The 25125-nt window shown below is 47.0% G+C and carries 21 protein-coding genes; 2 read left to right on the plus strand and 19 right to left on the minus strand.

What is annotated here, in order from left to right:
- Window positions 1-2 precede the first annotated feature (2 nt).
- Both ACMXI2_RS16380 and idi read right to left on the minus strand, forming a co-directional pair.
- Complete coding sequence (locus tag ACMXI2_RS16380) at window positions 3-977, minus strand: terpene synthase family protein (RefSeq protein ID WP_483777167.1); 975 nt, start codon at window positions 975-977, stop codon at window positions 3-5.
- Between the two features lie 209 nt (window positions 978-1186).
- Window positions 1187-1720, minus strand: coding sequence for an isopentenyl-diphosphate Delta-isomerase (idi, locus tag ACMXI2_RS16385; RefSeq protein WP_483777168.1), 534 nt, complete (start codon window positions 1718-1720; stop codon window positions 1187-1189).
- Window positions 1721-1896: 176 nt separating this feature from the next.
- On the opposite strand from idi, the gene ACMXI2_RS16390 reads away from it, so the two are divergent.
- Both ACMXI2_RS16390 and ACMXI2_RS16395 read left to right on the plus strand, forming a co-directional pair.
- Entirely contained in the window at window positions 1897-2367 is a 471-nt protein-coding gene (locus tag ACMXI2_RS16390) for a GAF domain-containing protein (protein WP_483777169.1), read from the plus strand.
- A gap of 51 nt (window positions 2368-2418) precedes the next feature.
- Window positions 2419-3159, plus strand: coding sequence for a tyrosine-protein phosphatase (locus tag ACMXI2_RS16395; protein ID WP_483777170.1), 741 nt, complete (start codon window positions 2419-2421; stop codon window positions 3157-3159).
- Here ACMXI2_RS16395 and ACMXI2_RS16400 read toward each other — a convergent pair whose 3' ends face one another.
- From ACMXI2_RS16400 to ACMXI2_RS16480, 17 genes are all read right to left on the minus strand, one after another.
- Window positions 3160-4737 carry a T9SS type B sorting domain-containing protein gene (locus ACMXI2_RS16400; RefSeq protein ID WP_483777171.1) on the minus strand — a complete coding sequence of 526 codons (1578 nt, stop codon included), beginning with the start codon at window positions 4735-4737 and terminating at the stop codon, window positions 3160-3162. It abuts the gene before it with no gap.
- A 152-nt stretch (window positions 4738-4889) separates the two neighbouring features.
- Window positions 4890-6068 (minus strand): aminotransferase class I/II-fold pyridoxal phosphate-dependent enzyme, encoded by a 1179-nt coding sequence (locus ACMXI2_RS16405; protein ID WP_483777172.1) that lies wholly within the window; start codon window positions 6066-6068, stop codon window positions 4890-4892.
- Window positions 6069-6087: 19 nt separating this feature from the next.
- The gene (locus tag ACMXI2_RS16410) at window positions 6088-6669 is read right to left on the minus strand and encodes an acetyltransferase (RefSeq protein ID WP_336387937.1); all 582 of its coding nucleotides are present in this window, start codon (window positions 6667-6669) and stop codon (window positions 6088-6090) included.
- Between the two features lie 20 nt (window positions 6670-6689).
- Complete coding sequence (locus tag ACMXI2_RS16415) at window positions 6690-7301, minus strand: sugar transferase (RefSeq protein ID WP_483777173.1); 612 nt, start codon at window positions 7299-7301, stop codon at window positions 6690-6692.
- Complete coding sequence (locus ACMXI2_RS16420) at window positions 7276-8553, minus strand: glycosyltransferase family 4 protein (protein ID WP_483777174.1); 1278 nt, start codon at window positions 8551-8553, stop codon at window positions 7276-7278. The genes ACMXI2_RS16415 and ACMXI2_RS16420 overlap by 26 nt, the downstream gene beginning before the upstream one ends.
- A gap of 5 nt (window positions 8554-8558) precedes the next feature.
- Window positions 8559-10451: a heparinase II/III domain-containing protein gene (locus tag ACMXI2_RS16425; RefSeq protein ID WP_483777175.1), complete on the minus strand. Its 1893-nt coding sequence runs from the start codon at window positions 10449-10451 to the stop codon at window positions 8559-8561.
- Window positions 10448-11566, minus strand: a complete 1119-nt coding sequence (wecB, locus tag ACMXI2_RS16430; protein ID WP_483777176.1) for a non-hydrolyzing UDP-N-acetylglucosamine 2-epimerase — start codon at window positions 11564-11566, stop codon at window positions 10448-10450. Before wecB ends, ACMXI2_RS16425 begins: the two co-directional genes overlap by 4 nt.
- 111 nt (window positions 11567-11677) lie before the next feature.
- On the minus strand, window positions 11678-12649 hold the full coding sequence (locus ACMXI2_RS16435) for a glycosyltransferase (protein ID WP_483777177.1): 972 nt from the start codon (window positions 12647-12649) through the stop codon (window positions 11678-11680).
- Window positions 12646-14694, minus strand: coding sequence for a hypothetical protein (locus ACMXI2_RS16440; RefSeq protein WP_483777178.1), 2049 nt, complete (start codon window positions 14692-14694; stop codon window positions 12646-12648). The genes ACMXI2_RS16435 and ACMXI2_RS16440 overlap by 4 nt, the downstream gene beginning before the upstream one ends.
- 14 nt (window positions 14695-14708) lie before the next feature.
- Entirely contained in the window at window positions 14709-16079 is a 1371-nt protein-coding gene (locus ACMXI2_RS16445; RefSeq protein WP_483777179.1) for a hypothetical protein, read from the minus strand.
- 5 nt (window positions 16080-16084) lie between these two features.
- Complete coding sequence (locus tag ACMXI2_RS16450) at window positions 16085-17233, minus strand: glycosyltransferase family 4 protein (protein ID WP_483777180.1); 1149 nt, start codon at window positions 17231-17233, stop codon at window positions 16085-16087.
- Entirely contained in the window at window positions 17230-17781 is a 552-nt protein-coding gene (locus ACMXI2_RS16455; RefSeq protein ID WP_483777181.1) for a serine O-acetyltransferase, read from the minus strand. Before ACMXI2_RS16455 ends, ACMXI2_RS16450 begins: the two co-directional genes overlap by 4 nt.
- 3 nt (window positions 17782-17784) lie before the next feature.
- Window positions 17785-18879: a polysaccharide pyruvyl transferase family protein gene (locus ACMXI2_RS16460; RefSeq protein ID WP_483777182.1), complete on the minus strand. Its 1095-nt coding sequence runs from the start codon at window positions 18877-18879 to the stop codon at window positions 17785-17787.
- Complete coding sequence (locus ACMXI2_RS16465; RefSeq protein WP_483777183.1) at window positions 18876-20396, minus strand: oligosaccharide flippase family protein; 1521 nt, start codon at window positions 20394-20396, stop codon at window positions 18876-18878. The genes ACMXI2_RS16460 and ACMXI2_RS16465 overlap by 4 nt, the downstream gene beginning before the upstream one ends.
- Before the next feature lie 49 nt (window positions 20397-20445).
- Window positions 20446-21759, minus strand: a complete 1314-nt coding sequence (locus tag ACMXI2_RS16470) for a nucleotide sugar dehydrogenase (RefSeq protein ID WP_483777184.1) — start codon at window positions 21757-21759, stop codon at window positions 20446-20448.
- Window positions 21760-21888: 129 nt separating this feature from the next.
- Window positions 21889-24282 carry a GumC family protein gene (locus tag ACMXI2_RS16475; RefSeq protein ID WP_483777185.1) on the minus strand — a complete coding sequence of 798 codons (2394 nt, stop codon included), beginning with the start codon at window positions 24280-24282 and terminating at the stop codon, window positions 21889-21891.
- A 17-nt stretch (window positions 24283-24299) separates the two neighbouring features.
- Window positions 24300-25115 carry a polysaccharide biosynthesis/export family protein gene (locus tag ACMXI2_RS16480; RefSeq protein ID WP_483777186.1) on the minus strand — a complete coding sequence of 272 codons (816 nt, stop codon included), beginning with the start codon at window positions 25113-25115 and terminating at the stop codon, window positions 24300-24302.
- Between the last annotated feature and the right edge of the window lie 10 nt (window positions 25116-25125).

Genomic DNA, 25125 nt, shown 5'->3' on the forward strand with positions numbered 1-25125 from the left:
TTCTACGCTGCTACTACATCTCCTACGGCTATGCCATAGCGGCCGGTATCTTTCACACTCCAGTCGTAATTGCCTGTAATCCAGGACCGGAGTACAGACACGTACCTTAACAATTCATAATCGGTTTCAACGCCTTTCAGGGGAAGCAGTTTTTCCAGGGTAACGAAAATGGCTACTTCTTCGTTGTGCATACGGGTTGCTTCATTAATTGCCTCCTGGAGACTGCATTGCCGGGCATGTTGCACCACCAGCACCAGGTTATGCACGTCGCCCTGCCGGGCTTCTTTCATGCAGGAAAACAGGTCGTTAGCCCAGCAAACAATATTGTTGCAGGCCTGGATCATACGCTGTATCAGGGGTTGTTCTATTATTTCCCGGCTGAGATACACTTTTTCGATAATTTCTATGGCTTCAATATCGGCCAGAAGCGCGCCGGTAAAGGGCCGCATATGTACATAATCGGCCACGGAGGGAACAATACCCGCCTCGCGGTTTTCGGCTTCCCAGATACAGGACGTAAAATAATCGTCCATGCTACGGATAAAGCGCAGGCGCCAGGCCGGGCTGCTGATGGCGCGCATACGCTCCCATATGCTGCTCAGGGCCGCCGCCAGCGGACCGCCGCTTTCCAGTGTTACCTGCCGGTTATGATGCAGTACGTTCATTAACCCGGCCATCATGCTTTTGAGGTAATCGGCTTTGCGCCCCATACCTGCTTCATCACACTGATCATCAAGGATAAACAGCCAGGTGTTAAAATCCGCGATGATGCAAAGCTCGTGCAGCGCCGCATCAGGAAAGGCCCTGGCAGCCAGCCAGGCAAAACGGGCTTTCTCAAAGCGCCGCCAGGCAAGCTCGGAGGTGATCAAACCATAAGTTTGTACCCAGGAAACAATGTGTTGCTGGGCTTCATGTGCGTATTGGTTAACGCCGGAAGGGAATGGATAGCCAATAGTTGGCATTTGGATAGTTGTCATGTGTTTTTGGTTTAATAGTTAACTATGGTGGGTAATAAAAATGACGCTGGCATTGCCGGGAGGGAATCCCGGAAAGGATGTAAAGGAGCGGGGCACAGGAAAACAGCCGCTACCTAAAAGCAGAAAACAAGGCAGGCAGGCTATAATCTTATTTAGATTAAAACAACCCGGTTAACAGCAAAAACTGGCATAGTAAAATAAAAGTTTAACTAAACAGCGCTGACCGGCGTACCGAGATATTGCAGTACCAATGGTAGTGCACGATGGAACCAGATGGTAAACGCAGCCGGTTCTTTTTCCATTAATTCAAGTATTTCGCCGGGTGACAGGTAGCGGTAATCACACACCTCGGATGCTTCGGGAAATATACTGCCATTATAGGTACCCAGCAATACATGATCAAATTCATATTCAGTTAACCCGTTATCAAAACCGGTTCTGTAAGTAAAAGAAAAAATTTCCTGCAGGTCACAATCAAACCCCATTTCTTCTTTTAAGCGCCGGTGCGCCGCTGCTGCAGTATCTTCACCTGGATACGGGTGGCTGCAACAGGCGTTGGTCCACAGCCCGGCAGAATGATATTTCTCCAGCGCCCTGCGCTGCAATAAAATCTCGCCTGCATCATTGATGATAAATACAGAAAACGCACGATGAAGCAATCCTTTCTCGTGGGCTTCCATCTTCTCCATCGTTCCAATAGCCTCATCCTGTTCGTTCACTAATATTACGTCCGGTGATTTCATAGACTGTCAAAGATATTTTATTTACGATTCCGGCAGATGAAAATAGGACAAAGAATCAAAAAACTATGCTTAAACAAATAATAATTGGTTGAATGGTTAACAACAATACTTTAACGGTTACGTGGATAAATATAATATAAATTTTCCGGACTTTTGCAATATTAACAACCACAAAAATGGCAGAAGACTTACAAATCATCAAAGGAAATAAAGCGGAGCAGTACGCTTCTCTCCTTCCCCAGATCAAAGGATTACTGGAGGGGGAAACCGACCTGGTGGCCAATATGGCCAATGTGGCCGCTGCGCTGAAGGAACAGTTTGGGTGGCTTTGGGTAGGATTTTACCTGGTAAAGGAAGATGAACTGGTGCTTGGTCCGTTTCAGGGTCCGGTAGCGTGTACCCGTATCCGTAAGAACAGGGGTGTTTGCGGCAGCAGCTGGGCACAGGCCCGCACGCTTATTGTGCCGGACGTGGAAGCCTTCCCCGGACATATCGCCTGCAGCAGCTTATCTAAATCTGAAATAGTGGTACCGCTGATCCGCAACCGCGAAGTAACAGCCATACTGGATGTGGATAGTGAACATCTTTCTCATTTTGATGTTACTGATCAGCAATACCTGGAAGAAATTGTGGCACTGATTGTGTGATAGCAAAGCGGATTTTTATATCATCGCTTTATTGAGAGACCATTATTTATTATGCTTTTTTTCAGAAAAAAAAATACCGAAACAACGCCGCCTGCAGATTTGCTGGCATTCATGCCGACAGATATCCATTCCCATCTCGTACCGGGTGTGGATGATGGCGTACCTGATGTGGCTACATCTTTACATTTTATTGAACAATTGCAGGCAATGGGGATCCGGAAAATTATTACCACCCCACACATTATGATGGACCGGTACCCTAATTCCGCCGGGACCTTAACCGATCCGTATCAGCAGGTACAACAGGAGCTGCTCCGGAAAAACAGCCCGCTCCCTTTTCACTTTGCCGCAGAATACTATCTTGATGAACAGTTTGTGCCATTAATGCAGCAACCACTGCTTACCATCTCCGGGAATATGGTGCTGGTGGAAATTTCGTTTATGTCGGCCCCTCCGCAACTGGCACAATGGCTGTTTGACATACAGGCTGCCGGCTACCAGCCGGTACTGGCCCATCCCGAGAGATATGGCTACTACCACGCAAACATACCACAGTACGAACAGTTAAAACAACAGGGCTGCCTGTTGCAGCTTAACCTGTTGTCGCTCACCGGCTATTACGGAAAACATGTACAGCAGGCGGCTGAAAAACTCATGGCTGCCGGCTTACCGGACCTGATAGGTACCGACCTTCATCATGAGAAGCACCTGCGCGCCATTGCCGGTATTGCCAAAAACACAAAGCTCCGCAAAACACTGGAAACCTATCCATTCGGCAACGCCGCACTATAATCAGTGGATCAGCATCACCGTACCAGTTTGCTTCCTCGCCTGCTGCTTGCTATCAGTATACAAAAGCACCCATACATAAGCGGCGGTTGGTAACATCTTTCCTTTGAAGAGGCCGTCCCACGCACCATCAGGACTGCTGGTGCTGAACACCGTTTGTCCCCAGCGGGTATACACTTCCAGCTTATAATCATGCACATCGTCATGTACTTTTGCCCGGAACAGGTCATTTTGCCCGTCGCCGTTGGGAGAGAACGCGGTGGGTACGAAAACGGCGCATTCACGGACGTTGCGGATAATATCCGTGCTGCCATCAACTTCACAACTGTGTGTATCCTTCACTTTGAAATGAAACGTGCCTGCGTCTAATCCCGACCAGCTGCCATCTCCCTGCCAGTGACCATTATCCAGACTGTAGGTATAAGGAAGTGTCCCTCCTGTGATGTCCAGCATGATCTTTCCATCCATCGTGGTACTGCAGCTCACATCTTTTTTACGTACTTCCGCAATGCTCACCGGCGAAGGCTCTACCACTTCTATTCTATCGAGTTGCTCAGCGCAGTTTTCTTCATCCTTCACCAACATGCTATAATTGCCCGGCGACAGTTTTTGGAAAGATGGCGTATAGGTAGCGCTAGTACTGCCATTGAAATAATAACGATAGGGCGGCGTACCGCCATCCGTTTCCAGTACGATGGTATTGTCGTTGTCGCCGTAACACGGCGAAGGTGTTACGGCGACTTTACTTTTCACTTCCTTTCCAATAATCGTAGCGCGTTTTGTTACGCTCACGCCATTCGGATGTGTTACCGTTACCTCGTAATCGCCGGGCGCCAGCCCTGTTATGCGTGAAGAGGTTTCTCCACCCGGGCTCCAGCGGATTGTACAATTGCTGGTAACCCCGGTAATGCTAACGCTTGCCTCACCGGTGCGTTCCCCTTTGCATGTATGTTTTAATGTGAGGGAAAGCTGTGGCGTTTCCAGTAGTGCAGCAGAAATATTATCTATCAATAGTGCTGAGCCATAAATACTTTTATCGCAGGGAATGGCCGGATCTGCCATGAAAGTGATAAACTTATAGTTGCGGGTGGGATGAAAAACAAAAGTATAGCGCTTCCAGTTGGTATGAAAGAAGGCCCCGGTACCCGACAATCTTTCTGCCGTATCGCTGGGAGCATTGCCACCATACACTGTAAGGTTTGCGTAACAGGCCAGGAAAGCGTATTCAGGAGCGTAGGCGAGATCCATTGATACTGTATAACTTTTACCGCCAATGAGCGGCACCTCCTGACTAATGGATTCCAGCCATGTGGGACCGCTGTGCAGCCCTATATAAGTTGCTCCATCCGAAGCGGGTTGTGTGATATTGAGGGCGCCCGGTTGTATATCGGGCGTGTTTCTTCCTCGCCAGGAAGGGGGCACTTTACCCTGCCCCGGGATTCCTTCCAGCGAAGGATTCTTCAGTAAAATATTCTGTGCGGTAAGGGGATGCAAGGCGCTCATAGTACAGAACAATACTGCTGCAAGGTGTTTACATACACCGTACATAATATCGGAATATTTCAACAGCAGTGGTTTCATAGTTAGAATGGTTTTGAGGATAGAAAGCCTTTTATCTTTCTCAGGATTAAACTGATTAGGATGATTACGCTGATTTTATCTTCTCAAAAACCTAATTGGAAAATAGGTTTCCTGCAAAGAAAAATAAAATCAGCGCAATCGTCCTAATGAACTTAGTCCTGCGGAGCATAAGCACGGGAAACGTTCACTTCTGCTGTATTCCCTGCAAATAATTCTTTTATACGATTTGTAACACCTGAAAGATCTGTTGTTGTGAGATTAGACCCGCTCGGCAGGCACAGTCCATTCTTAAACAGGTTTTCTGAAACACCATTTACATAGGCAGGCGCGTGCTCAAAAACCGGCTGCATGTGCATTGGTTTCCATAATGGCCTGGATTCAATATTTTCTTTCTCGAGTGCGAGACGTACCGTTTCACGGGTAATGCCATTGCTCAGCACCGGATCAATCAGGATGGTGGAAAGCCAGCGGTTACTGAAAAAACCGGTTGGTTCCGCCACCAGTGTAACACCTGGCAGATCTGATAACTGCTCTGCATAATGCTGGTAGTTGGCTCTCCTCTGGGACACTCTTACATCCAGCACCTCCATTTGTCCGCGACCGATAGCGGCGCAAACATTGCTCATCCGGTAGTTGTAACCGATGTGCGTGTGTTCATAATGCGGAGCAGGATCGCGGGCCTGTGTAGCCAGGAAGCGCGCTTTGCTGATGGCAGCTTCATCATTGCCTATCAGGGCCCCGCCACCGCTGGTGGTGATAATCTTATTGCCGTTAAAACTAAGAATCCCCAGCTTGCCGATGCTGCCGCATGGCTGTCCGTGATATAACGAACCCAATGCTTCCGCTGCATCTTCAATTACCGGGATCTCATAGCGATTGGCTATTTCCATAATTTCATTCATTTGTGCCGGCATGCCGTATAAATGAACAGGGATAATGGCTTTAGGCTTTCTACCTTTTGCGATCCTGTCATTCACGGCCTGCTCCAGCAACGCCGGGTCCATATTCCAGGTACTGGTTTCGCTGTCAACAAAAACGGGCGTTGCGCCCAGGTAAGCAATTGGATTGGCGGACGCAGAGAAGGTCATGCTCTGGCAAATCACTTCATCGCCGACACCCACACCCGCTAATATCAGGGCAAGGTGCAGCGCGCCCGTTCCGGAAGACAATGCCGCAGCATATGCAGTATGCGTATACTCCGCAAGATCTTTTTCAAACCCATCCACATAGGCGCCTAAAGGGGCGATCCAGTTGGAATCAAATACGTCTTTCACATACACCTGTTCATTTGCTCCCATATGAGGCGACGATAACCATATTTTTTTGTTCATAATGATAATTTTTTTGCGTTTATCTTTTACGTGCGGGGTTGCCCACCGCTACACTGTGATCAGGAATATCTTTGGTAACTACAGCACCGGCGCCGATTACAGCCCATTTGCCAATAGTAATACCAGGAATAACTACAGCGCCGGCGCCAACATGTGCGCCTTCTCCTACCCTTACATTTCCGCATAAGGCTACATTAGGAGAAATGTGAACGAAATCTTCGAGCACACAATCATGATCTACCGACGCATTGGTATTGATGATGCAATGCCTGCCAATCAACACATCAGCGTTAATGGTAGCACCGGCCATCACTACTGTTCCTTCTGCGATCATGGCAGTAACGGAGATATTGGCCCGCGGATGCAGGGCCATTCCGAAGCGGCCCGGCAGTTGTTCTGAAATGGTTTTCCGGGTCGAATTTTTACCTATGGAGATAATAATTTCCGGAGATGATAATGCGGGTGAATACGCCGTTACCGGGTACTGCCAGATCTGCTTTATATCCGGGTTGCTATCAAACAAACCGTCCACAGGGATTCCCCGGGATTGTAATATTTCGATAATCACTTTGGCGTGTCCGCCGGCGCCGAATAAATACATATCTGCTTATTTTAATTATTTCATCCATTGCCCATGAAACGCTCCATTGTAGCTGCACCGGCCGCGTTAATCCCTTCTGATTTAATTACTTTCTGTACGGTCATCCAGACTATTTTTATATCAAGTGCCAAACTGATATTATCTACATACCATACATCGTATTCAAATTTCTGCTCCCAGCTGATGGCATTCCGGCCATTCACCTGGGCCCAGCCTGTGATACCGGGGCGTACTTCATGACGGCGGTGCTGCGTGGCATTGTATAACGGAAGATAGTCTACCAGCAAAGGCCGGGGGCCTATCAGGCTCATATCTCCTTTCAATACATTGATCAGCTGGGGAATTTCATCGAGCGATGTTTTCCTCACAAATTTCCCCACGGGTGTGAGCCGGATTTCATCCGGCAGGAGCCGGCCATCTGCATCTTTCCGGTCGTTCATGGTTTTAAACTTGATAACACGGAATACACGGCCATTCTTTCCCGGCCTGGGCTGCAAAAAGAAAGGCTTACCATTATTGGCGATGGTCAGTAATACGATCAGCACTGCCAGTACCGGTGATAGTAATACCAGTGCCAGCAGTGCCGCGGAAATATCCACGAGTGGTTTAAATAGATTCCTGTACCAATGCATCGGTTGCTTTTATTTCTTTTGTTACTTTCTGCCTGATATAATTCAGATACCGGAGGGCCAGTACCTGCCGGTCGAAATTTTGTTTGGCGTACCGGAAGCCGCTCTCACCTTCGCGTTGCAGACGCTGTGCGTCCTGCAGGTAACTGCGGATCGTAATGTTATAGGCCGCTGTATTCTCCGGCTCCACATAACAACCTGCCCCGGCTGTTTCCACCAGCTCTCTTGATACGCCGTCGATGGCCATCAGGATGGGCTTTTTGCAGGCCATATAGTCAAAAGTTTTATTGGAGTAAACTGTTTTAAATGTGTCTACTCTTTTTAATACCGAAGCGCCCATTTCAGACGCCAGGATATATTTGAATACTTCTGCCTTTGGCACTGCATCCAGGAAACGCACGTTTGTTACCCCTCTTTCGGCGGCAAGTTGCTGCAGCCGGGGTTTCTCCATTCCCTGTCCTATCAGCAGGAATAACACCGGGGTATCTTCCAGCGCTTTGCCCGCATCCAGGATCTGTTCCAGGTGGTTGGCTACTCCGTGCGCTCCAACGTAAGTGATTACAAACTTTCCGTCCAGCTGATGTTGCCGGCGGAAAGCCTCGCTGTCAAAGGATTGCAGCAGGTGATCCGACAAAGAAAAATCTGCCGCATTCGGAATGAAGATCAGTTTCTGTTCCGACACTTTTTTCTTATCCCGCAGGGTATTATAAAACGCAGGCGTTAATACATTGATCAGGTCTGCTTTCCGGTAAATAAAATCCTCTACCCAATAGGCCAGTTTAATGACGAGCTTATTTTTCAGGACGCCGGTATCAATGGCAGATTCCGGCCAGAGATCCCGCACTTCAAATATCAGCGGCATCCGTTTCAACCTGGACAACAGGTAGCCGGAGAAGCCCACAAATAAAGGCGGAGAGGTAACCACTACCACGTCGAACTTGCCTTTAACTTTGAAGAGGCCGGCCCAGAGGGAGGAAAACATAAAAGAGAAATATCCCCACAGCCTGCCGAGAAAGTTAGCGTTATAAGACTCCGACACATGGCAACGCCATACGGTAACAGCGCCCTGTTGCTTCTTTACAAAGTATTTTCCTTTGTACTCATCTCTTTTTGCGGAACCGTTGTAATGCATCATGCCACCCAGCACTGTCACTTCTGCGCCCTGATCTGTCCAGGACTTCGTGATTTCATTCCACCGCGAGCCACCCGGATCATCTTCTTCTAAAAAGTATTGGTGTACTAATAAAATTTTCATGGATATTAAATTATGATCTCAGTAATAATGGTATCAGCATCCGAAGTAAATATGATGCTGCTGTTTTCTTCCTTCATGCCATAGAGAGATGAATACATACCCGGTTTACACAGCGGCTGCAAAATGGCGCCGCTGCTGTCTTCCGCTTTGGCAATTAATTTCTCCGGTGCGCTGGTATGCCACAACTGCCGCATTACCAGGTAAGGAGGTTTGTGTTGGATATGATCTTTCACTATCCATACCGGCGCATTCTTTTTCTTCCGCACCTGGCGGATGTGGACAATATCAGGTCCTACATGCTGAAATCCGCTCATGGCGCCTTCCCAGATATATTCATCTGTTGTTTCGTATAGTCTTGCGCGTGCGCACTGCGACCAGTTATACCAGATAAAGCGCGGCCCCTTCAGCATCTGGTCGTAGTTATCCAGCATAACGGTGTTATGCGAAGCGGTGCCCATGAAGTAACGCAACGTTTCTTCATCGGTATTATATTTATAACTGCCTGCATCCATCAGCAGGTTTTCGTTTTTATACCAGATATCCAGGTGCAGGTTATCCGCCTGCGAGGGCCTGTCCTGGTGATTTCCGCAACGCAGGAAGGTGAGCGTTTCCATCTCCCGGCAGATAAAATATCCACCCTCCGGAAACGAATACAGCGTTTGATCTTTTTCCAGTACAGTAGTTTCATATGCTGCCGGCTGCAATCCGTACCAGTATACGTCCTCGCTGATTTCCGGGAACTCCGCATCCATTTGCAGCAGCGTGGCAAGCGCCTGCAGCTGCGGACGGTAATCGCGGTAATGCTCGTTATTAAGACGGAAGAACAGCGCGCCGTCGTTGGCCCCATAGTTGGGTAACCAGCCGTTGCCATCATTCATGCATACACGCAGAAAGCGCAGCGACTTAGCCGCTTTTTCTTTCACATGCGGCGCAAAGGATTCCCCGTTGAGCGCCGACAAGCGCAATGCCCAGGTAAACAGCTGGATCACTACCCGGTGGTAGTTCATGGAAAACTGCAGGAAGGTGCCGTCGTCATATACCTGGTAAGCAATCTCTTCTTCAAACCATTTGCGTCCCTGCTCTTTCCAGGTAGCGGCGCCGGGCAATGTTGGATACAACAATCCGCCGAGATACAATGCTAGCGTTTCCGTGATCGCATGGTTATTACGCACAGCGATCCGCGAAAAATTGATGTTATGAAATACATGATGCAGTTGCCAGTAGATAGCGTACTGGATCTGGTCAAAAACTTCTTCGGTGAGTGCTGGCGAGTGCCGATAATAATATAAGGCGAAGGTCCAGTTCAGCACCCGCAAACTTATTTCCTGGCTGCATTTGTAGTGCGGACCACTGTTTACTTTATTGGCGCTGATCCACGACAGGATATCGCCAAACACCAGTGCGGCATTGTCTTTTCCGAAATGGTGATCATACCGGATAATATCGTACAGGTAAGCGAAACGGGCTTTCTCCCATACATACTTGATATCGCCGGCTTCTGCTGAATAATCGTTTACTTCCGTCCAGTGTTGTTCTCCATTATACATGAATCCCGAATCCGGGTTTTTCATCCAGGGGAAATTTTTGCCGAGCGATAAAGTAGCACCGTTGAAAAAAGTGAGCTTTCCTCCTTTGATCTGTTTAAAGCGCTCTGCCAGCGCTGGTTCCGGCTTCCGTACAGCAGTCACTTCTTCCCTGCTCTGGAAAAAGAACACCACTGGTTGCTTCTTCCACTCTTCCAATGACAGATAACGCTGAAATGCAGGCGCCTGGGGAAAGCGCTTTTTTAGGCGCCCGGTTCTGCGGTTCAACTCGTGAACAGAACGGAATGCCACATAGCGCCAACCCATATTCCTCACTACCTTCAATCCATTTATTACTGTATTCAAACTACTCATACCACTTCTGTCTGTTGCTGTTTTACAGCAAATATTTGTGTTAAATGTTCGGTAATCCTCTCTGATGTTTTACCGTCCCATAAAGCAGGGATGGCACCTTTCTTCCACTGGCCGGCAAATAATTTCTGCATAGCCGCCGCCAATGCCTTGGGATCAGTACCCAGTAATTCGTTGGTACCGGTGAGACATGTTTCCGGTCTTTCAGTAGAATCCCTCAATGTCATGCAGGGAACACCCATTACAGTGGTTTCCTCTGTAATGCCGCCGGAGTCGGTGATAACGGCCTTTGCATTTTCTACGAGGTAATTGAACTCCAGGTATCCCAGTGGTTCTACCAGGTGCAGACGCGGATGTGCCACTGCAATTTTTTCCAGGTTCTTAGCGGTACGTGGATGTACCGGGAAGATGACCGGCAATTGTTGGCTATGAATCATAATTTCATTGATCAGTAAAGCGAGGTTTTCTTCTTCATCCACATTCGCCGGGCGGTGCAGGGTCATTACCAGGTACTGCTGCGGCTGCAATCCTGCCTGTTGCCAGATAGCGGGCGGTGTAAAGCGGCTCCGCTGTTTCAGCAGGGTATCAATCATGGTATTTCCTACAAAAAGGATCTGCTCCGGTGATTTACCTTCTTTCTGAAGATTTGTATTTGCAATTACCGAGGTGGTAAAGAAGTAATCGGTGACAGCATCTGTTACCAGGCGGTTAATTTCTTCCGGCATAGTGATATCGCCGGAGCGGATGCCAGCTTCCACATGCGCTACTTTTATTTTCATTTTCTTGGCTACAATGGCGCAGGCAAGGGTAGAAGTAACGTCGCCTACCACCAGCAACAGATCGCAGGGGTGCGCCGTCAGTTCCTTTTCAAAGCGGATCATGATATTCGCCGTTTGTTCCGCCTGTGTACCGCCACCAGATTCCAGGTTTGCATCGGGCTCAGGGATACCCAGCTGCTCGAAAAACGACTGACTCATGTTTTTGTCGTAATGCTGCCCGGTATGCACCAGGCGGTAACTGATGTTATAACCCTCCTTTCGCTTTTCCTGAACGGCAGCGATGATAGGAGCTATTTTCATAAAATTAGGGCGCGCACCCGCGATGATGGTTAACTTCATATCGATATGGTTTTAATATGGTTTATCCCTGCGATCCCGGAGGCGCAGGGGATTTTTCAATCTGGTTTTTCATTTATGCGTGCGGGATACTTCGTTTATCCGGCACGTTTATTATGCTACTACTTTTTTATACAGTTCCAGTAATTCCTCTCCCCCATTGCGTAATGTGTGGCGTTTGTATGCGGTATTATCATGCCGCATTTTACCGATAGCGTCTGCAATATCCCATTCGTTCAACGCCACCAGCTGTGTGCCTGCAGGCCGGTTCACCACGTCAGTGGCCAGCACCTGTTTACCAAGAAACAAGGCTTCTTTCACCGATAAGGAGTCACCATCTGTAGTAGTGATCCTTAAAAACACATCCGACCTTTTCAGGATCTCGAAGAATGGATGTGGTTCGCTGATCAATAAAACATTGGCGGGTATTTCAAGTCCCTGTTGCTCCAGGAATGATTTATACCGGCCCGAAGCGTCTGAAATCACCAGCGCGTTGTCCTTCATTTTCCGGAAGATATTCACCAGCAGTGTTACCTGGTAGGTTTCATTACCGGCCTTGTCAATGGAAACAGTAGACGCATTAGTGGCATATATTCCTGCGTATTTCGCCTGCATCTCCCCCACCGCAGCCTGGATAGCCGCTGATAGTTCTTCAGGCTGCTGTGGCGGAATAAACGCGCCGATCATCTGTGTCCGTTTGTTCCATTTCCTGCCTTTTTCAAAGCTTTTCTGGTTCAATACAATGGGCATATAAGCGATCCTGAATGCAAGCTGATCCAGCAGGTTGTACAAAGTATTGTGCCTGCCGAGGTTTCCGTGCAAAGTAAAGAGCATCCTCTTACCAAATATTGTACCCAACAGCACAAAGCAGCAGCGGACTACCGGGTGATAAATATGAAAATGAATGAACCGGTGCTGCCTGATCTGCTTTAAAATATTGCCTTTGGTACTTCTACGGAAATCTGTAAACGTATACTCATATCCGTTATTATCCAGGAATTGTAATAGTCTTTGTATATGAATGGTCACACCACCAATAGGCGGCGGCATGGTAGCCAGTATTAACAATTTTGAGCGTTGCTTCATTCCAGTTCTTTTATAAGTTGAGTCCTTGCCTGATCGCCTGTTTGCGGGTTGTCCGCGTCGCTTAATACCCCGTTACATATTTTCATGGCCGCAGCTTTACCATATTTCTTAGCATAGGCATTCAGCAGCATATAATCTTCCACGCCCATCTTAAAAGCCTCCCATCTCCTGCTGGAAATTACCTGGCTGCCATTATCGTATACTACGGCAAAGTCGGCCGACTTACCATCGAAATCATCCCAGAGCGAGGTGGCTCCTGCCTCGTGCCCCGCATCTGCATACTGCCAGAATCCGATACCGGTAACGTCATCTGCATACGCTTTCCAGGCCATTAAGCGGTAATAGCCGTAGGGCGACAATGATTTGGTAGGCTTTTTTGTATCGTATAGCCATACCTGTTGGGCCGATAAATGTTGCTGGCGGTAAGCCTTCAGCACATTGCCGTTGTCATATAGCTGGAAGATATCCACCTGTCCGGATAAGCCGTTTAACACGGTGGCATTAGACACCGTAGCAAACAGTTTTGCATTTTTCCTTACCGACTTCACCCATGTGGCAAACTGCCTGTACACCGGCAATTGTGCCGGCTTAATTTCGTCAAAAGGATAGAGGTAAATATTGGATGCCGCGATGCCCTGTTGCTGTAAGGCAGCTACCATCGCATCATACCATGTTAAAAAAGATTGCTTCCAGGCATCGGATAAAAAACCCTCCTTCTTCCCGGAAAAATCAAGGAAGAGTAACACATTCTGAAATCCTTTTACGTAAGACAGGTTATTACGGAGCTTTTCATTTTTTACCAGTTCTATATTGGGCAACAAAATACCCGGATGAAACACAAAGGTATTTACATAGTGCGCCAGCAAATCCTGCCGGGCGCTTTCTTCACGTCCTTTAAAAAAAGTATCATTAAAGTAAGGCCATACATTTACATCTGGTTTGTATTGCCGGTAGGCAGATAAAGCGCCATTGCCGGCAGTAACGGTAAGCTGCCTGCTGGTATTGCCTGCACTCAATGTAAGTTTGCCCGCACCGCTTTCCACCGCCACTGCTTTCACCAACAACAGCCTCGACTCATTTCTGGCAAGGTTCATTGTTTCCCCGCTCTTTACTTCCATGAGTGCATCGGGCACTACTTTGAAATCGCGGCTTTTCACCGGCTTCGCCCAGTACACCTGGTAACGGACAGCTGGTGTGGAGGCCGTAAAAGTAACCTTCACACCGGTAGCAGCCGCTCTATTATTGATTAAGGAAAAAGCTGCATATTCAGAAACACCGGTCAGGGTTTGGATGGCAATATCTCCGTTGGCTGTTTGACCCGAACCCGCCAAACCGGAAGCCAGCGGCGTTAATGTTACACCACTTCCATCGGCAGGCGCCATACCTTTGGCAACCGGTGCACCCCCGCCCACGCTTTCAGCAGAAAAGCGCTTATTGATACTAGCTGTACGTTGCTCCTTTACAAATCCTTCCATCGCTGAAGAAGCCACCACCATCGATTTTTTGCCGGCGGCCTGCTTACCCGTAAACACCTGTATCTCATCTGTAAAAAAATAACTGCCATTGGGAACCACTATCAACCGTATATACTTACCCGTTATACCAATGTTCCGGAGCGACAATGGCACAATACGGTAGTACTCATCTTTCACGGGCGACTGCCCCATCATATCGCCTGCAAATGACCAGTTCTTCTGATCATTGCTTACAAACGCCAGCACGCTCAGGGGTAGCGTTACCTGGGCTTTTTGCCCCGTTACGGTATTGAGGTTAATACCCGTTACCGGTACCGGCTGCGGCAAAGTAATATCAATGGTGATCTTACCGGTGTTTTGCCAGCCCAATGTTCCGGGATCTTTCCAGAAAGAATTACCGGTAGTATATTTCCCGTCAGATAAAGAGGTTACCTGGCTTTGATCTTTCGTAAGACTATAATTTGGTGCGGGCATTACCTTGCATTGCCACCCGGAGATGGCCTGCCGGGAAACAGCGGGAAACTGTATCGTCAGCATCATGCAAAAAAGGAAAAATACTGATCTCACCATAGCAAAAAAATTTGTCACTTAATCAACGCATAAACAAATACCAACCCAAAGTAAAACAGGAGCGATGCTGCGATGAGCTGCTTGCGTTTTACTTTATCCAGTGATAAAAATCCACCTGCAAAAACAACATATATAACCGGGTATACCGACATAATCCTTCTCGTATCCGCATTGGAGCTGGCCCCGAGGATCAGCAGCGCTGCAATGATGAACAGGAAACGTAATTCCCTGATCTTAAAGAACGGATTACGCGGTTTAATAATAGCGGTATAAATAATAACCCCCCAAACCACAAACCAGAAAAGGGCCGCCAATGCCCAGGGAATGAAGAACGGGTTTTCCTCCAGCACTGCATAAAAAGGGAACGGCAGCGTTTGGGAAAACAATCCCACCACCACGTGCCGCACACCAAAAGGCAGTTTCAGCAGCAAGCTGCCAAATGAACCCAACCCGGCATTTGACATGGAGGAATCCAGGTAATTTTCACTGGTACTCTGAATAGTGTTAAAGCCCTGCTGCAGGTAAACCACCTGCGTTAACGCCGGCAATGCCAGCAGGATTAAGATGGGTATCTTAAACTTATTGAGTGTTTTGTTATTCCTGTCTGTTACCAGCAGATAGATATACGCCATTAAAAAAGAGGCGCTGAAAAAGCCATGCTCAGGCCGGAATAAATAGATCAGTACGGTAAGCAGGATGCCGTAAAAAATACCTGCAAGTCCCTGCCTGTTAATGATCAGCAGGAAATACAAACCAAACAGCAAACCAATGTGTACATCTCTCAGGTAAACAGCAGAAAAGAAAAAGTTATAAGACAGGAAAGCATATACGACCGTAAACTTTATGCTGAGTTCACGATTGATATAAGTTGATAAGATGCTGAACAGGATCACGGGGATAAGCGCCGAACAGAACACGATCTGTAATTTCTGCAATACCAGTGTATTATTATCAATGCCTTTGGCCAGGAAGCCCAGCACGCTGGAAAACCAGGCGAAGCCTTTCCAGTCGGCAGAGAAGAAATCATCCCGGTAATATGCTGTAATATCGCCCAACGTCCGCATGGACGCTACTTTATCGATGTAGGTATAAAACGTCACAGAATCCTTTGCATAAAAAATATCCCGGAAAGGATCCTGGATATAGATAGCATTCGTTACCAGCATAAAGATACCATACACCAGGAAGAACGAGAGGAAAAGCCGCATGCCTGTTTGCCTGCGGGCCGGTTCCTTAAACATAGCTGTTACAATCAGCATGCCGGCGCCCAGCAGGAGCATATTAAACAGGAAAGTGGCTACACTCACTGATACAATACCAGCAATACAAGCGAATATAAAATTCAGCAGGAGCAGTAAATTGGTATTGGCATTGCTATTCCTCATTCCTATCAGATATTAATAATTTTGCCGGCCATCGTTACATTTGAAAACTCCGATATGGCCCGTGTATAAGCAGTGGTTTGCAACCTGTTCCTCAGATCTGCATCTTTCAAAACAGTGACTACTTTATTGATGATTTCCTCTTTTGATACAGGATCTACCAGGTAACCGGTTACATCATTAACCACCGCCTCATTGGTTCCTCCCCGGTTGCCTGCAATCGCTGTTTTGCCGCAGGCTGCCGCCTCGAGGTATACCAATCCGAAAGACTCATAAAACTGGCTGGGAAGAATAAAGAGGTCGCAGACTGCAAAATAATCGGAGAGTATTTCGCGGGCAACGCCCCCGGTAAACAATACCTGTTTTTCCAGTTTCAGTTCCTTTACCTGTTGTTGTAATGAAGGGAGATAAATACCGCTGCCAGCAATAATGCACAGCAGATCCGGCACCGCTGCCACTATTTCAGGCAGGCTTTCAATGACCAGTTCCTGCCCTTTCTCTTTTACCAGGCGGGACGCGCTGAAAAGCACAGGGCGACCAGGATCTATACCCAGCCTGGCTTTGATGGCGCTTACCTGCTGCGGCGTACGCTGGTGGAAAATATCCGTATCAATTCCATGACGGATCAGCAGCAGCTTTTCCTTGAGTGCAGTTTTCGTCCACAACTCATATTCGGCTTCACTGACCACTACTATTTTCTTCTGCTGTTGCAGGAAGTTCAACATCCGTCGCTGCATGCCAAAAGCGCGCAACAGGAAGGATGGCTTTTCAAAAAAACTGGCTTTTTCACTGCCATGCAGCACCGACAAGGAGCAGGCCGACAAGTCCTTTAATGCCGGGTGGAACAGGGCGCCCATTTTTTTTGCACGGGCGTCGCTGAAAATGATGGTATCAAACGACTGTTCCTTTACTATCTTCTTCAGCTGACGGAAGAAAAGATAAAAATGAACATATTTCTTTTCGGGGATAGTATAACAGTGAATGCCATACGTTTTTTCGAATGATGCCAGGAAGGCTTCATTACGCGGCGTTTTATAGGTGAGCAGGCTCACCCGGTGCCCGTTTTTCACCAGTCCTATGGCCAGGTCGTGTGCATACACGCCCGCGCCCCCGATGATAGGCGGAAATTCGTAAGATATGATTAAAACATTTTTCATAGACCCCATTCGTTACAGATATACCCCTCTACATCCTTTCCCTCGTAAATCACTGCGGGGTTACCCATCACCAGCGAGTTAGCAGGAACATCCCTGTTTACATATGCCCCTGGTGCTATCATCACATTATCTCCGATATTAATTTTACCTACAATTATTGCATTCGAACCAATCCACACCCGGTTGCCTACCACCGGCACGCCCATAAGGCGGCCGCGGCTCGATTGGCCTATCACTACGCCGGGCGAAAGATTTACATTGTTCCCGAGTTGCGCATTCCCATTGATAACAATCGTACCGAAATGCCCGATATACAATCCATAACCCACTTTGGTGGTATGTGGTATCTGGAATCCATACTTATAAGAATAATGCCGGAGTATTAACCGCAGCAAAATTCTGAATGGAGCCGCAGCGCCTTTATGCAGCCTGAAAAAAAACATGTAACGGAATCCTTCTATTAAAAAGAAAGCCTTTACAAAGCTTTTTGCATCTGTTTTTCCGTGATACCGGTGTAAATCTGATTTAATCAATTGCCTGACTCTCATAAGCTACGGTTTTACATTATTGAGCATCAGATCATTAAATGTTCCACGGATCTTCCGGCTGTATTCCGTAGGCTGATTTCCTGGTAAAATATATTCCTGGTGAAAGGATTTTAACTTCTGCGAAATCAGGTAAGCCTTCACGGTGCATTGATGTTTCATGGCTAATATCAATGCGTGCATCCTGCCGGAATATACATCGGAAGCGGATTGGTACAGCTGCTTCAGGTCATTGACAGAAGACAGCCTCGCCACCGGCAACTCCAGGTGATAATTCAGTTTTATATAATTCCGGAAAGCAATTGTTTCAGCCGCGTCGGTGATGGTGGTATAAAACAGCTCTACCGATAATCCTGCATCCAGGTATCCTTTTACCACTGCAAACCATTCTTCATAGTAATCTGCATTGGTTTTACCGGGCTGATTATATTTCGCAAACACCTCGTTAAAACTGGTAATTCCCACCAGTGCTTTCCTGTTCGTATTTTCTTCTTCAATCCTGTTCTTACCGCTGTAAAAAGCGATATCCGGCGTGAGCACTGCTTTGTGGCCAAACTTTTCAAACAGGGATGCTTTGGAATAGCTATCTCTTACCCAGATGAGGTCTGCCTTTGACAATGCTTTTGAGAAAAGGGACTGCTCTTTTGTATTGAAGGTAGTGCCCACTCCTACGCCAATGATATAAATTTTCGCACGGGTAAATTTCTTTACCAGGAGCGTCCACCAGTACATGGCAATTGCAAAACGGCTGGGATAGTCTTTCCCTGATGATTCAATCAGTTGTCCGCCGCCAATCACCACGATGTCGTAATTCCCTTTGCGTAATTTGGCGCGGATATGTTTATAGTTGATACCGATCCAGTATAAACCAGCCAGTTTCAACCTTGCTTTTTTGGCAAACGACAGCGCAGGCGGCGCTATAGCGCCTGTTCCTGCTTCCAGGTAATTATATGCCGGCATGCTGTTCATACCGGGGTTGGTGAAATAGGCAAAATCTGTACTGAAATCGCTATCCCGCAATAAACTGGTCATGCTTTCACGGATGGCCTGATCACCCAGATTATTGGAAAACCCTTCATTAATGATTAACGCCTTTTTCATATTTGTCTTCTTATCAATTTTCCGATCAATAATCGCTGATCTTTATTTAAACTTACAAACCAGGCAAAAGGAACACTGCCAATGCCGATTATGATGGCTGATACCATCAGCCCGCCCCAGGAACCAGGCAACATGAACTTCCTGCACCCCCACGATAATAACAGTACCCACACAAACAATCCACATCCACGCAAAATACTGGGGTAATAAAACCACGGTTTCTGTTCCAGGATCTTAGCAGCATAGGTGGGTGAGAAAATCAGGTTCTTCACCGTTAATAATACTGCCGATACGATGGCTACACTATAGATGCCCCAGTTAAAATATTTTATGACCAATATGCCTAATACCAGGTTCAGTATGCCACAGAAAAAGGACGTGAGTCCCGGTACTTTCACTTTGTTGTATACTGAATTGATAGACAGTATAGGCAATACCGACAGGTTAAAGATCAAATGACCGGTCAGCAGGATCATCAGCGGGTAAAAATGGGTGAACTTCTCACCTACCCACAACCGGAGGATCACATCCGAATAGGCAACGATAATGCCTATTGGAATAGCCAGTACCAGTCCCATTGCCACCACCGAATACTTTGAAAACTTCAGCAGGTTGCTGAAGTCTTTATCTGCATAATATTTATATACCACTGGTGTAAATATGGCTACAAATACCCCTGCAAATGAACGTAATAACGTATGCCATTGGGCTACTGTACTGAATTCACCGGTGGCTGTAGCTCCATAGTAATGATTCAGTAAAATGATGTCAATATTGATAAAGAGCAAGGTGCCTATCTGGTTAATCACCAGCCAGAAACTCATGGAGGCCACATATCTCACTATCTTCTTATCAAAACTGGCCATCCGCAATTTCAGGAAGGGAAATTTCCGGATGATCCAGATCAGCGCTGCCGCAAATGACACCAGTGAAGCCAGGAAGAAGGAAACCCCTATCAGGCTCAACTTTGCCGAAGTGTTCAGCAGTAAAAAGATCAGCGCTGTTCTTACCACTATTTCCAGGATGGCAATAATGCGCTGGATATAAATTTTATTCGACGCAAATGCCGGTACCAGGAAAAGTCCGCGGATAAAGGTGAGTACGAAAGAGGTGATAATGGCGATGAACACCCACCTCATTTCTCCCACGGCGTATCCGCGATAGCTGATAATGTTGTCTATTTTATACAAGAACCAGGCTATCAGCGGCAGGATGGCAACAATTAACAAGGTGGCTGAAATGATGGAGGAAGAATAGATGGCGTTTGAAGACGCATGATCATCCTTTCTCATTGCCAGTGTAAAGTTCCTTCCTACCGCCGCGTCAATAGCAATGGTAATGATAGACAAATATGAACTGAAAGAAGTAGCCAGTGCTATGATACCATAGCCATCCACACCAATCTTCGCAATATAAAAAGGTACTACTACCAGCCCCAGTAAAATATTTAAAACCAAAGCCAGAAAGTTAGTCCCTAAGTTTAGCGACATCTCATAGCTCATCCCTTTCGTTGACATCAAATATCAATTTCCAAATTATTCATATATGTTTCTGCGTTAACTGCTTTTAGAGCCTGCCGTCTACCAGGCTTCTATCTACACAAGCTTTGGTATCAAAAATGACCCCGTTGTTACGTCTGTACTTCAGGTAATCAAAGGTTAAAAACTCTTTATGTGCTACTGCCACGATGATAGCGTCGTATACAGCGCCTTTATCAATGGCGTTTAAGATTTTTATACCGTATTCTTCTTCCACTTCTGCGGGATCGGCCCACGGATCGTAGATATCTACATTCAGACCGAACTGTTTCAGTTCGTGATAAATATCCACCACGCGGGTATTACGTACATCCGGGCAGTTTTCCTTGAAGGTAATTCCCATGATGAGCGCTTTTGATCCTTTAATTTTGTGATCTTTATCGATCATCAGTTTCACTACCTTATTGGCTACGAAGTGACCGATGTGATCGTTTACACGGCGGCCGGACAGGATCACCTGCGGGTGATAGCCTACAGATTCTGCTTTGTGTGCGAGATAATAAGGGTCCACACCGATGCAGTGACCACCAACCAATCCTGGTTTGTATTTCAGGAAGTTCCATTTGGTGCCGGCGGCGTCAATAACGTCGTTGGTATCAATGCCTATTTTATCGAAGATCAGCGCCAGTTCGTTCACAAATGAAATGTTCACGTCGCGCTGTGCGTTTTCAATAGCTTTGGAAGCTTCGGCCACCTTCAGGCTTGGCGCCTTGTGGGTACCTGCTTCAATGATAGAACCATACAGGGCATCCACTTTATCTGCAATTTCAGGGGTAGAGCCGCTGGTTACTTTCTTGATCTTTGTGAGGGTGTTTACTTTATCACCCGGGTTGATCCTTTCCGGGGAGTATCCTACAAAGAAGTCGGTGTTATATTTCAGTCCGGATACTTTTTCCAATACCGGAACACAATCTTCTTCTGTACAACCTGGGTATACGGTAGACTCATAGATCACGAGGTCACCTTTTTTCAGGATGCTTCCCAGCATTTCAGATGCTTTGATAAGCGGGCGGAGATCCGGCGCCTTGAACGCATCTATCGGTGTGGGAACCGTTACAATAAACGTGTTATACTTTTTCAGATCTTCCACGTTGGAAGAGAAAGAAAGCCCAATGTCTGATTTTTTCCCGGCTTTCAATGCTATCACGGCGGTCAGATCTTCCATGTTAGCTTCCCTGGTACGGTCAGCGCCCGCAGCCAGCTCTTTTACTCTTTCCTTGTTGATATCAAATCCCAACACATCGTATTTTTTGCCAAATTCAATTGCTAACGGCAAACCAACATAGCCCAGGCCTATAACGGCAAGATGGATATTCTCAACGCTGTTGCTAATCTTAACCATAAAATATTTGTCTGTCTTTTATTTTTTTAAGTCTTTTAATACAGTCCTGCCATCCATCCAACTGATAAGTACAGGGTATATCCGGGGCCAAATGGCGATGCATACACGAATATACATAATATCGTAATGCTATTTCCCGTCCAGCACGGCCCGCTTTCTCCATTTCCCCAGGAAACGCTTACCGCCGGCGTCTTCATTGCCGTAACCGTAGCCGTATCCATACCCGTAGCCATAGCCATAGGCGCTCTTATTCTTCACATCGTTGATCACGATATTGATCCGGGGCAGTTTACGCTGCAGGTACAGGTCTTTGGAGATCTGCAGCTGCTGCTTGAAGGTAAAGCCGTGGCGAACCAGGTACAGGGTGGCATCCGCATAGCGGCCCAGTACCTGCGCATCTGTTACCAGCCCTATCGGGGCGGAGTCAATAACGATATAATCAAAGCGTTCATTCAGTTCTTTAAAGAGCGCTTCTGTCCTTTGCTGTAATAACAACTCGGTAGGGTTTGGCGGAATAGGACCGGAACTGATGATCCAGCAATTCTCATGAATCCCTGATGGCCTGATCAGCGCTTCCATAGAAGTTTTACCGATGGCGTAAGTGCTAAAGCCTTCATGGTTGGACAGGCTCAGTCGCTCCGCGATTTTAGGCTTGCGCAAATCCATTTCCATCAGCACTACCTTTTTCCCTGAAAGGGCCAGGATGGCCGCCAGGTTAGTAGACACAAAGGACTTGCCTTCTCCTCCCATACTGGAGGTAACAATCACCGCTTTATTACTGATATCAGACAATACAAACTGGAGATTGGTTCTTAAAGCACGGAACTGCTCTGCTACCGGCGTACGTGAATCGGCTTTGGTGACAATCATATTTGAGGAACTGTGACCAATTTCCGCCAGTACCGGCACTGGTGTGTTGCTGGTGATGTCTTGTTTATTGAGGATCCTTCTGCTTAACAGTTCCCTCATGTACAGGTATCCGGCCGGGAGTGCTACGCCCAGTACCAGTCCCAACAGGAGGATGAGGATGCGTTTTGGTTTGAAAGGCAGTGCATCGCTTTTGGCATCATCAATAATGCGGGCGATGGCCAGGTTAGAGGTTTTGGAAATCGCTGATTCTTCTCTTTTCTTCAGGAGAAACAGGTATAATTCCTGCTTGATGGCCTGTTGACGGGAGATATCCAGGAATACCCTTTCTTTGGCAGGCACCTGCCTGATCTTCTGATTGAGGGCGCCGGCGTTCTTTTGTTGTTCTTCGATGCCCACCTGGATACCTTTTTTCAGAGAAGCCAGGTTACTGAGCAGGTCGGAACGGATGCCTGCGAGCTGCTGGTCCATATTCACCACTACCGGGTTGGTGGTTGTGCTGGACATCAGCTGGCGTTCCCTGTCGAGCTGCAGGGTGTTGTAACGCTGTACCAATCCTACAAAGGTAGGGTCCTGTACAATGAGGGAAGAAGGCACTACCCTTTTATTGTTTTCGGTGTCGCGCATATATTGTTCCAGCGACTCTACCACGTTTAACTGTACCTGTTGTTCCAGCAGCTGTTTACGGGCATCGCCGGTACCTTCTACCAGTAATTTCGACTGTGATTCAATATCTGCCAGTTCATTATCCTGTTTGAACTGCTGTATATTTTTTTCTACCCCCGACAACTCCTGTGTTACAATAACGAGGCGGTTGTCGATAAAGGCGATGGTGCTGTCGGCGATACGGTTCTTGTCTTCCACACTCGCTTTCAGGTAGGTGGTGAGCAGGTTGTTCAGTACTTTTTCTCCTTTTTCAGGAATCCGTGCATCTAAACTCAGATCGATGGTACTTACCTGTTTATTGGGAATACGCACATCCAGCAGCAGCTGGTAATTAGCCGTAGTTTCATCTACAGACGCCACTTTGACGGTGTAAGCCGACCGGGTGAAAGGAAACGCTGTACGGGATATTTTTGCCACGCCTTCCTGGAGGTGAAGCGTATCATTCCAGGCAGCGGTACGTGTACCTTTTTTGCCGGACAATTCAAATTTATCATTCCCCAATGGCGAAATAACGTAGGAAGTTCTGTTAATGGTATCATTGAGGGAAAGCCATTGCAATGAAAAAGGAAGGTTACCGTATTGCTCGGATTCTTTCACCCTTCCATCCACAAAATAAGAGGTGTTCAGTTGCAGGTTGTTCACTACCTTCTGCATGAGGGTACGTGACTTTAATATTTCCACTTCATTGTCCACGCTGCTCTTATTGGAAAAAACTTCCAGCTGTTGCAATATCTCCTGACCGGGGATATCGCCACCTTTCTGGTCATCCTTCACCAGTACTTTAGCACTGATTTTATAACTTGGAGTGGCGTAGCGGAGGTACAACCACGCAGCAGACACACCCATTATTATAAAGATAATAAACAGGTACCAATGCCTCATCAGGGTATCCAGTATATAACGGGGGTTGATCCCGCCGTCTTTTTCCGGCTCCCTTGCCTCGTGCCCATTTAAATGAGCTGCGTGATTCGTAAAGATATGCTCTGGCATATTTTCTTATTAAAAAATTAAAAATTAATTCTCGACACCGCCACGATCAACAATGATAAAACAGATGCCAGGATTGAAATACGTTTTACCTGTGCAAAGTCCGTACTGGACACTTTCGATTTATTAGGTTCTACATATACTACATCTCCCTGATGCAGGTAAAAGTAAGGAGATGAAAAAATATTGCTCTGATTCAGATTCAGTCTTACAAATTCTTTCTTTCCATTGTTATCCCTGATCAGTAATACATTTTCTCTTTTTCCGTAGATAGTAAGATCGCCGGCTGCACCCAGTGCATCCAGTAAGGTTACTTTCTCATTGGGCATCACATAGGTAGATGGCTTGTTCACCTCTCCCAATACTGTGATCTTAAAATTGGCAAACCGTACGTTCACTACCGGATCTTTATAGTAGGTCGCCGCCTTTGTTTTGATCTCTTCTCTAACGCTGTCGGTTGTTTTGCCCTGCACCATTATTTTACCGATGAGTGGCAGTACCACGTAGCCGTCTTTATCTACCAGGTAGCCGCTTGCTGCTGCGGCAGCGGGTGCTGCAGCGGTATTACCACTTACCGGCACTGCTGCACCGGATTGATTCAGCATGGCAGTAGCCGTTGGATCAAGCGTTTGGATGGTTATCTGTAAAATATCATCTGCCTGGATTAACGGCGTTGAGTAAGTGGCCTGTTGTATTTCGTGTTGTTTGATAGTATCCGGTACATCTCTGAAATACGTAATGTTTTTTGGCGCCGAGCAGGAAGTGATAAATAACGTGACCACACCCGACAACACAATTAATAATCCTTTAAAATCTCTGATAGATCGCTCACACATATTGATTGCT

Source organism: Chitinophaga sp. G7 BAM 1005 (assembly GCF_057126945.1).

Excerpts from the sequence above, each read along its gene's own strand:
- ACMXI2_RS16380 (WP_483777167.1), bottom strand. The coding sequence starts at position 977 with ATGACAACTATCCAAATGCCAACTATTGGCTATCCATTCCCTTCCGGC.
- idi (WP_483777168.1), bottom strand. The coding sequence starts at position 1,720 with ATGAAATCACCGGACGTAATATTAGTGAACGAACAGGATGAGGCTATT.
- ACMXI2_RS16390 (WP_483777169.1), top strand. The coding sequence starts at position 1,897 with ATGGCAGAAGACTTACAAATCATCAAAGGAAATAAAGCGGAGCAGTAC.
- ACMXI2_RS16395 (WP_483777170.1), top strand. The coding sequence starts at position 2,419 with ATGCTTTTTTTCAGAAAAAAAAATACCGAAACAACGCCGCCTGCAGAT.
- ACMXI2_RS16400 (WP_483777171.1), bottom strand. The coding sequence starts at position 4,737 with ATGAAACCACTGCTGTTGAAATATTCCGATATTATGTACGGTGTATGT.
- ACMXI2_RS16405 (WP_483777172.1), bottom strand. The coding sequence starts at position 6,068 with ATGAACAAAAAAATATGGTTATCGTCGCCTCATATGGGAGCAAATGAA.
- ACMXI2_RS16410 (WP_336387937.1), bottom strand. The coding sequence starts at position 6,669 with ATGTATTTATTCGGCGCCGGCGGACACGCCAAAGTGATTATCGAAATA.
- ACMXI2_RS16415 (WP_483777173.1), bottom strand. The coding sequence starts at position 7,301 with ATGCATTGGTACAGGAATCTATTTAAACCACTCGTGGATATTTCCGCG.
- ACMXI2_RS16420 (WP_483777174.1), bottom strand. The coding sequence starts at position 8,553 with ATGAAAATTTTATTAGTACACCAATACTTTTTAGAAGAAGATGATCCG.
- ACMXI2_RS16425 (WP_483777175.1), bottom strand. The coding sequence starts at position 10,451 with ATGAGTAGTTTGAATACAGTAATAAATGGATTGAAGGTAGTGAGGAAT.
- wecB (WP_483777176.1), bottom strand. The coding sequence starts at position 11,566 with ATGAAGTTAACCATCATCGCGGGTGCGCGCCCTAATTTTATGAAAATA.
- ACMXI2_RS16435 (WP_483777177.1), bottom strand. The coding sequence starts at position 12,649 with ATGAAGCAACGCTCAAAATTGTTAATACTGGCTACCATGCCGCCGCCT.
- ACMXI2_RS16440 (WP_483777178.1), bottom strand. The coding sequence starts at position 14,694 with ATGGTGAGATCAGTATTTTTCCTTTTTTGCATGATGCTGACGATACAG.
- ACMXI2_RS16445 (WP_483777179.1), bottom strand. The coding sequence starts at position 16,079 with ATGAGGAATAGCAATGCCAATACCAATTTACTGCTCCTGCTGAATTTT.
- ACMXI2_RS16450 (WP_483777180.1), bottom strand. The coding sequence starts at position 17,233 with ATGAAAAATGTTTTAATCATATCTTACGAATTTCCGCCTATCATCGGG.
- ACMXI2_RS16455 (WP_483777181.1), bottom strand. The coding sequence starts at position 17,781 with ATGAGAGTCAGGCAATTGATTAAATCAGATTTACACCGGTATCACGGA.
- ACMXI2_RS16460 (WP_483777182.1), bottom strand. The coding sequence starts at position 18,879 with ATGAAAAAGGCGTTAATCATTAATGAAGGGTTTTCCAATAATCTGGGT.
- ACMXI2_RS16465 (WP_483777183.1), bottom strand. The coding sequence starts at position 20,396 with ATGTCAACGAAAGGGATGAGCTATGAGATGTCGCTAAACTTAGGGACT.
- ACMXI2_RS16470 (WP_483777184.1), bottom strand. The coding sequence starts at position 21,759 with ATGGTTAAGATTAGCAACAGCGTTGAGAATATCCATCTTGCCGTTATA.
- ACMXI2_RS16475 (WP_483777185.1), bottom strand. The coding sequence starts at position 24,282 with ATGCCAGAGCATATCTTTACGAATCACGCAGCTCATTTAAATGGGCAC.
- ACMXI2_RS16480 (WP_483777186.1), bottom strand. The coding sequence starts at position 25,115 with ATGTGTGAGCGATCTATCAGAGATTTTAAAGGATTATTAATTGTGTTG.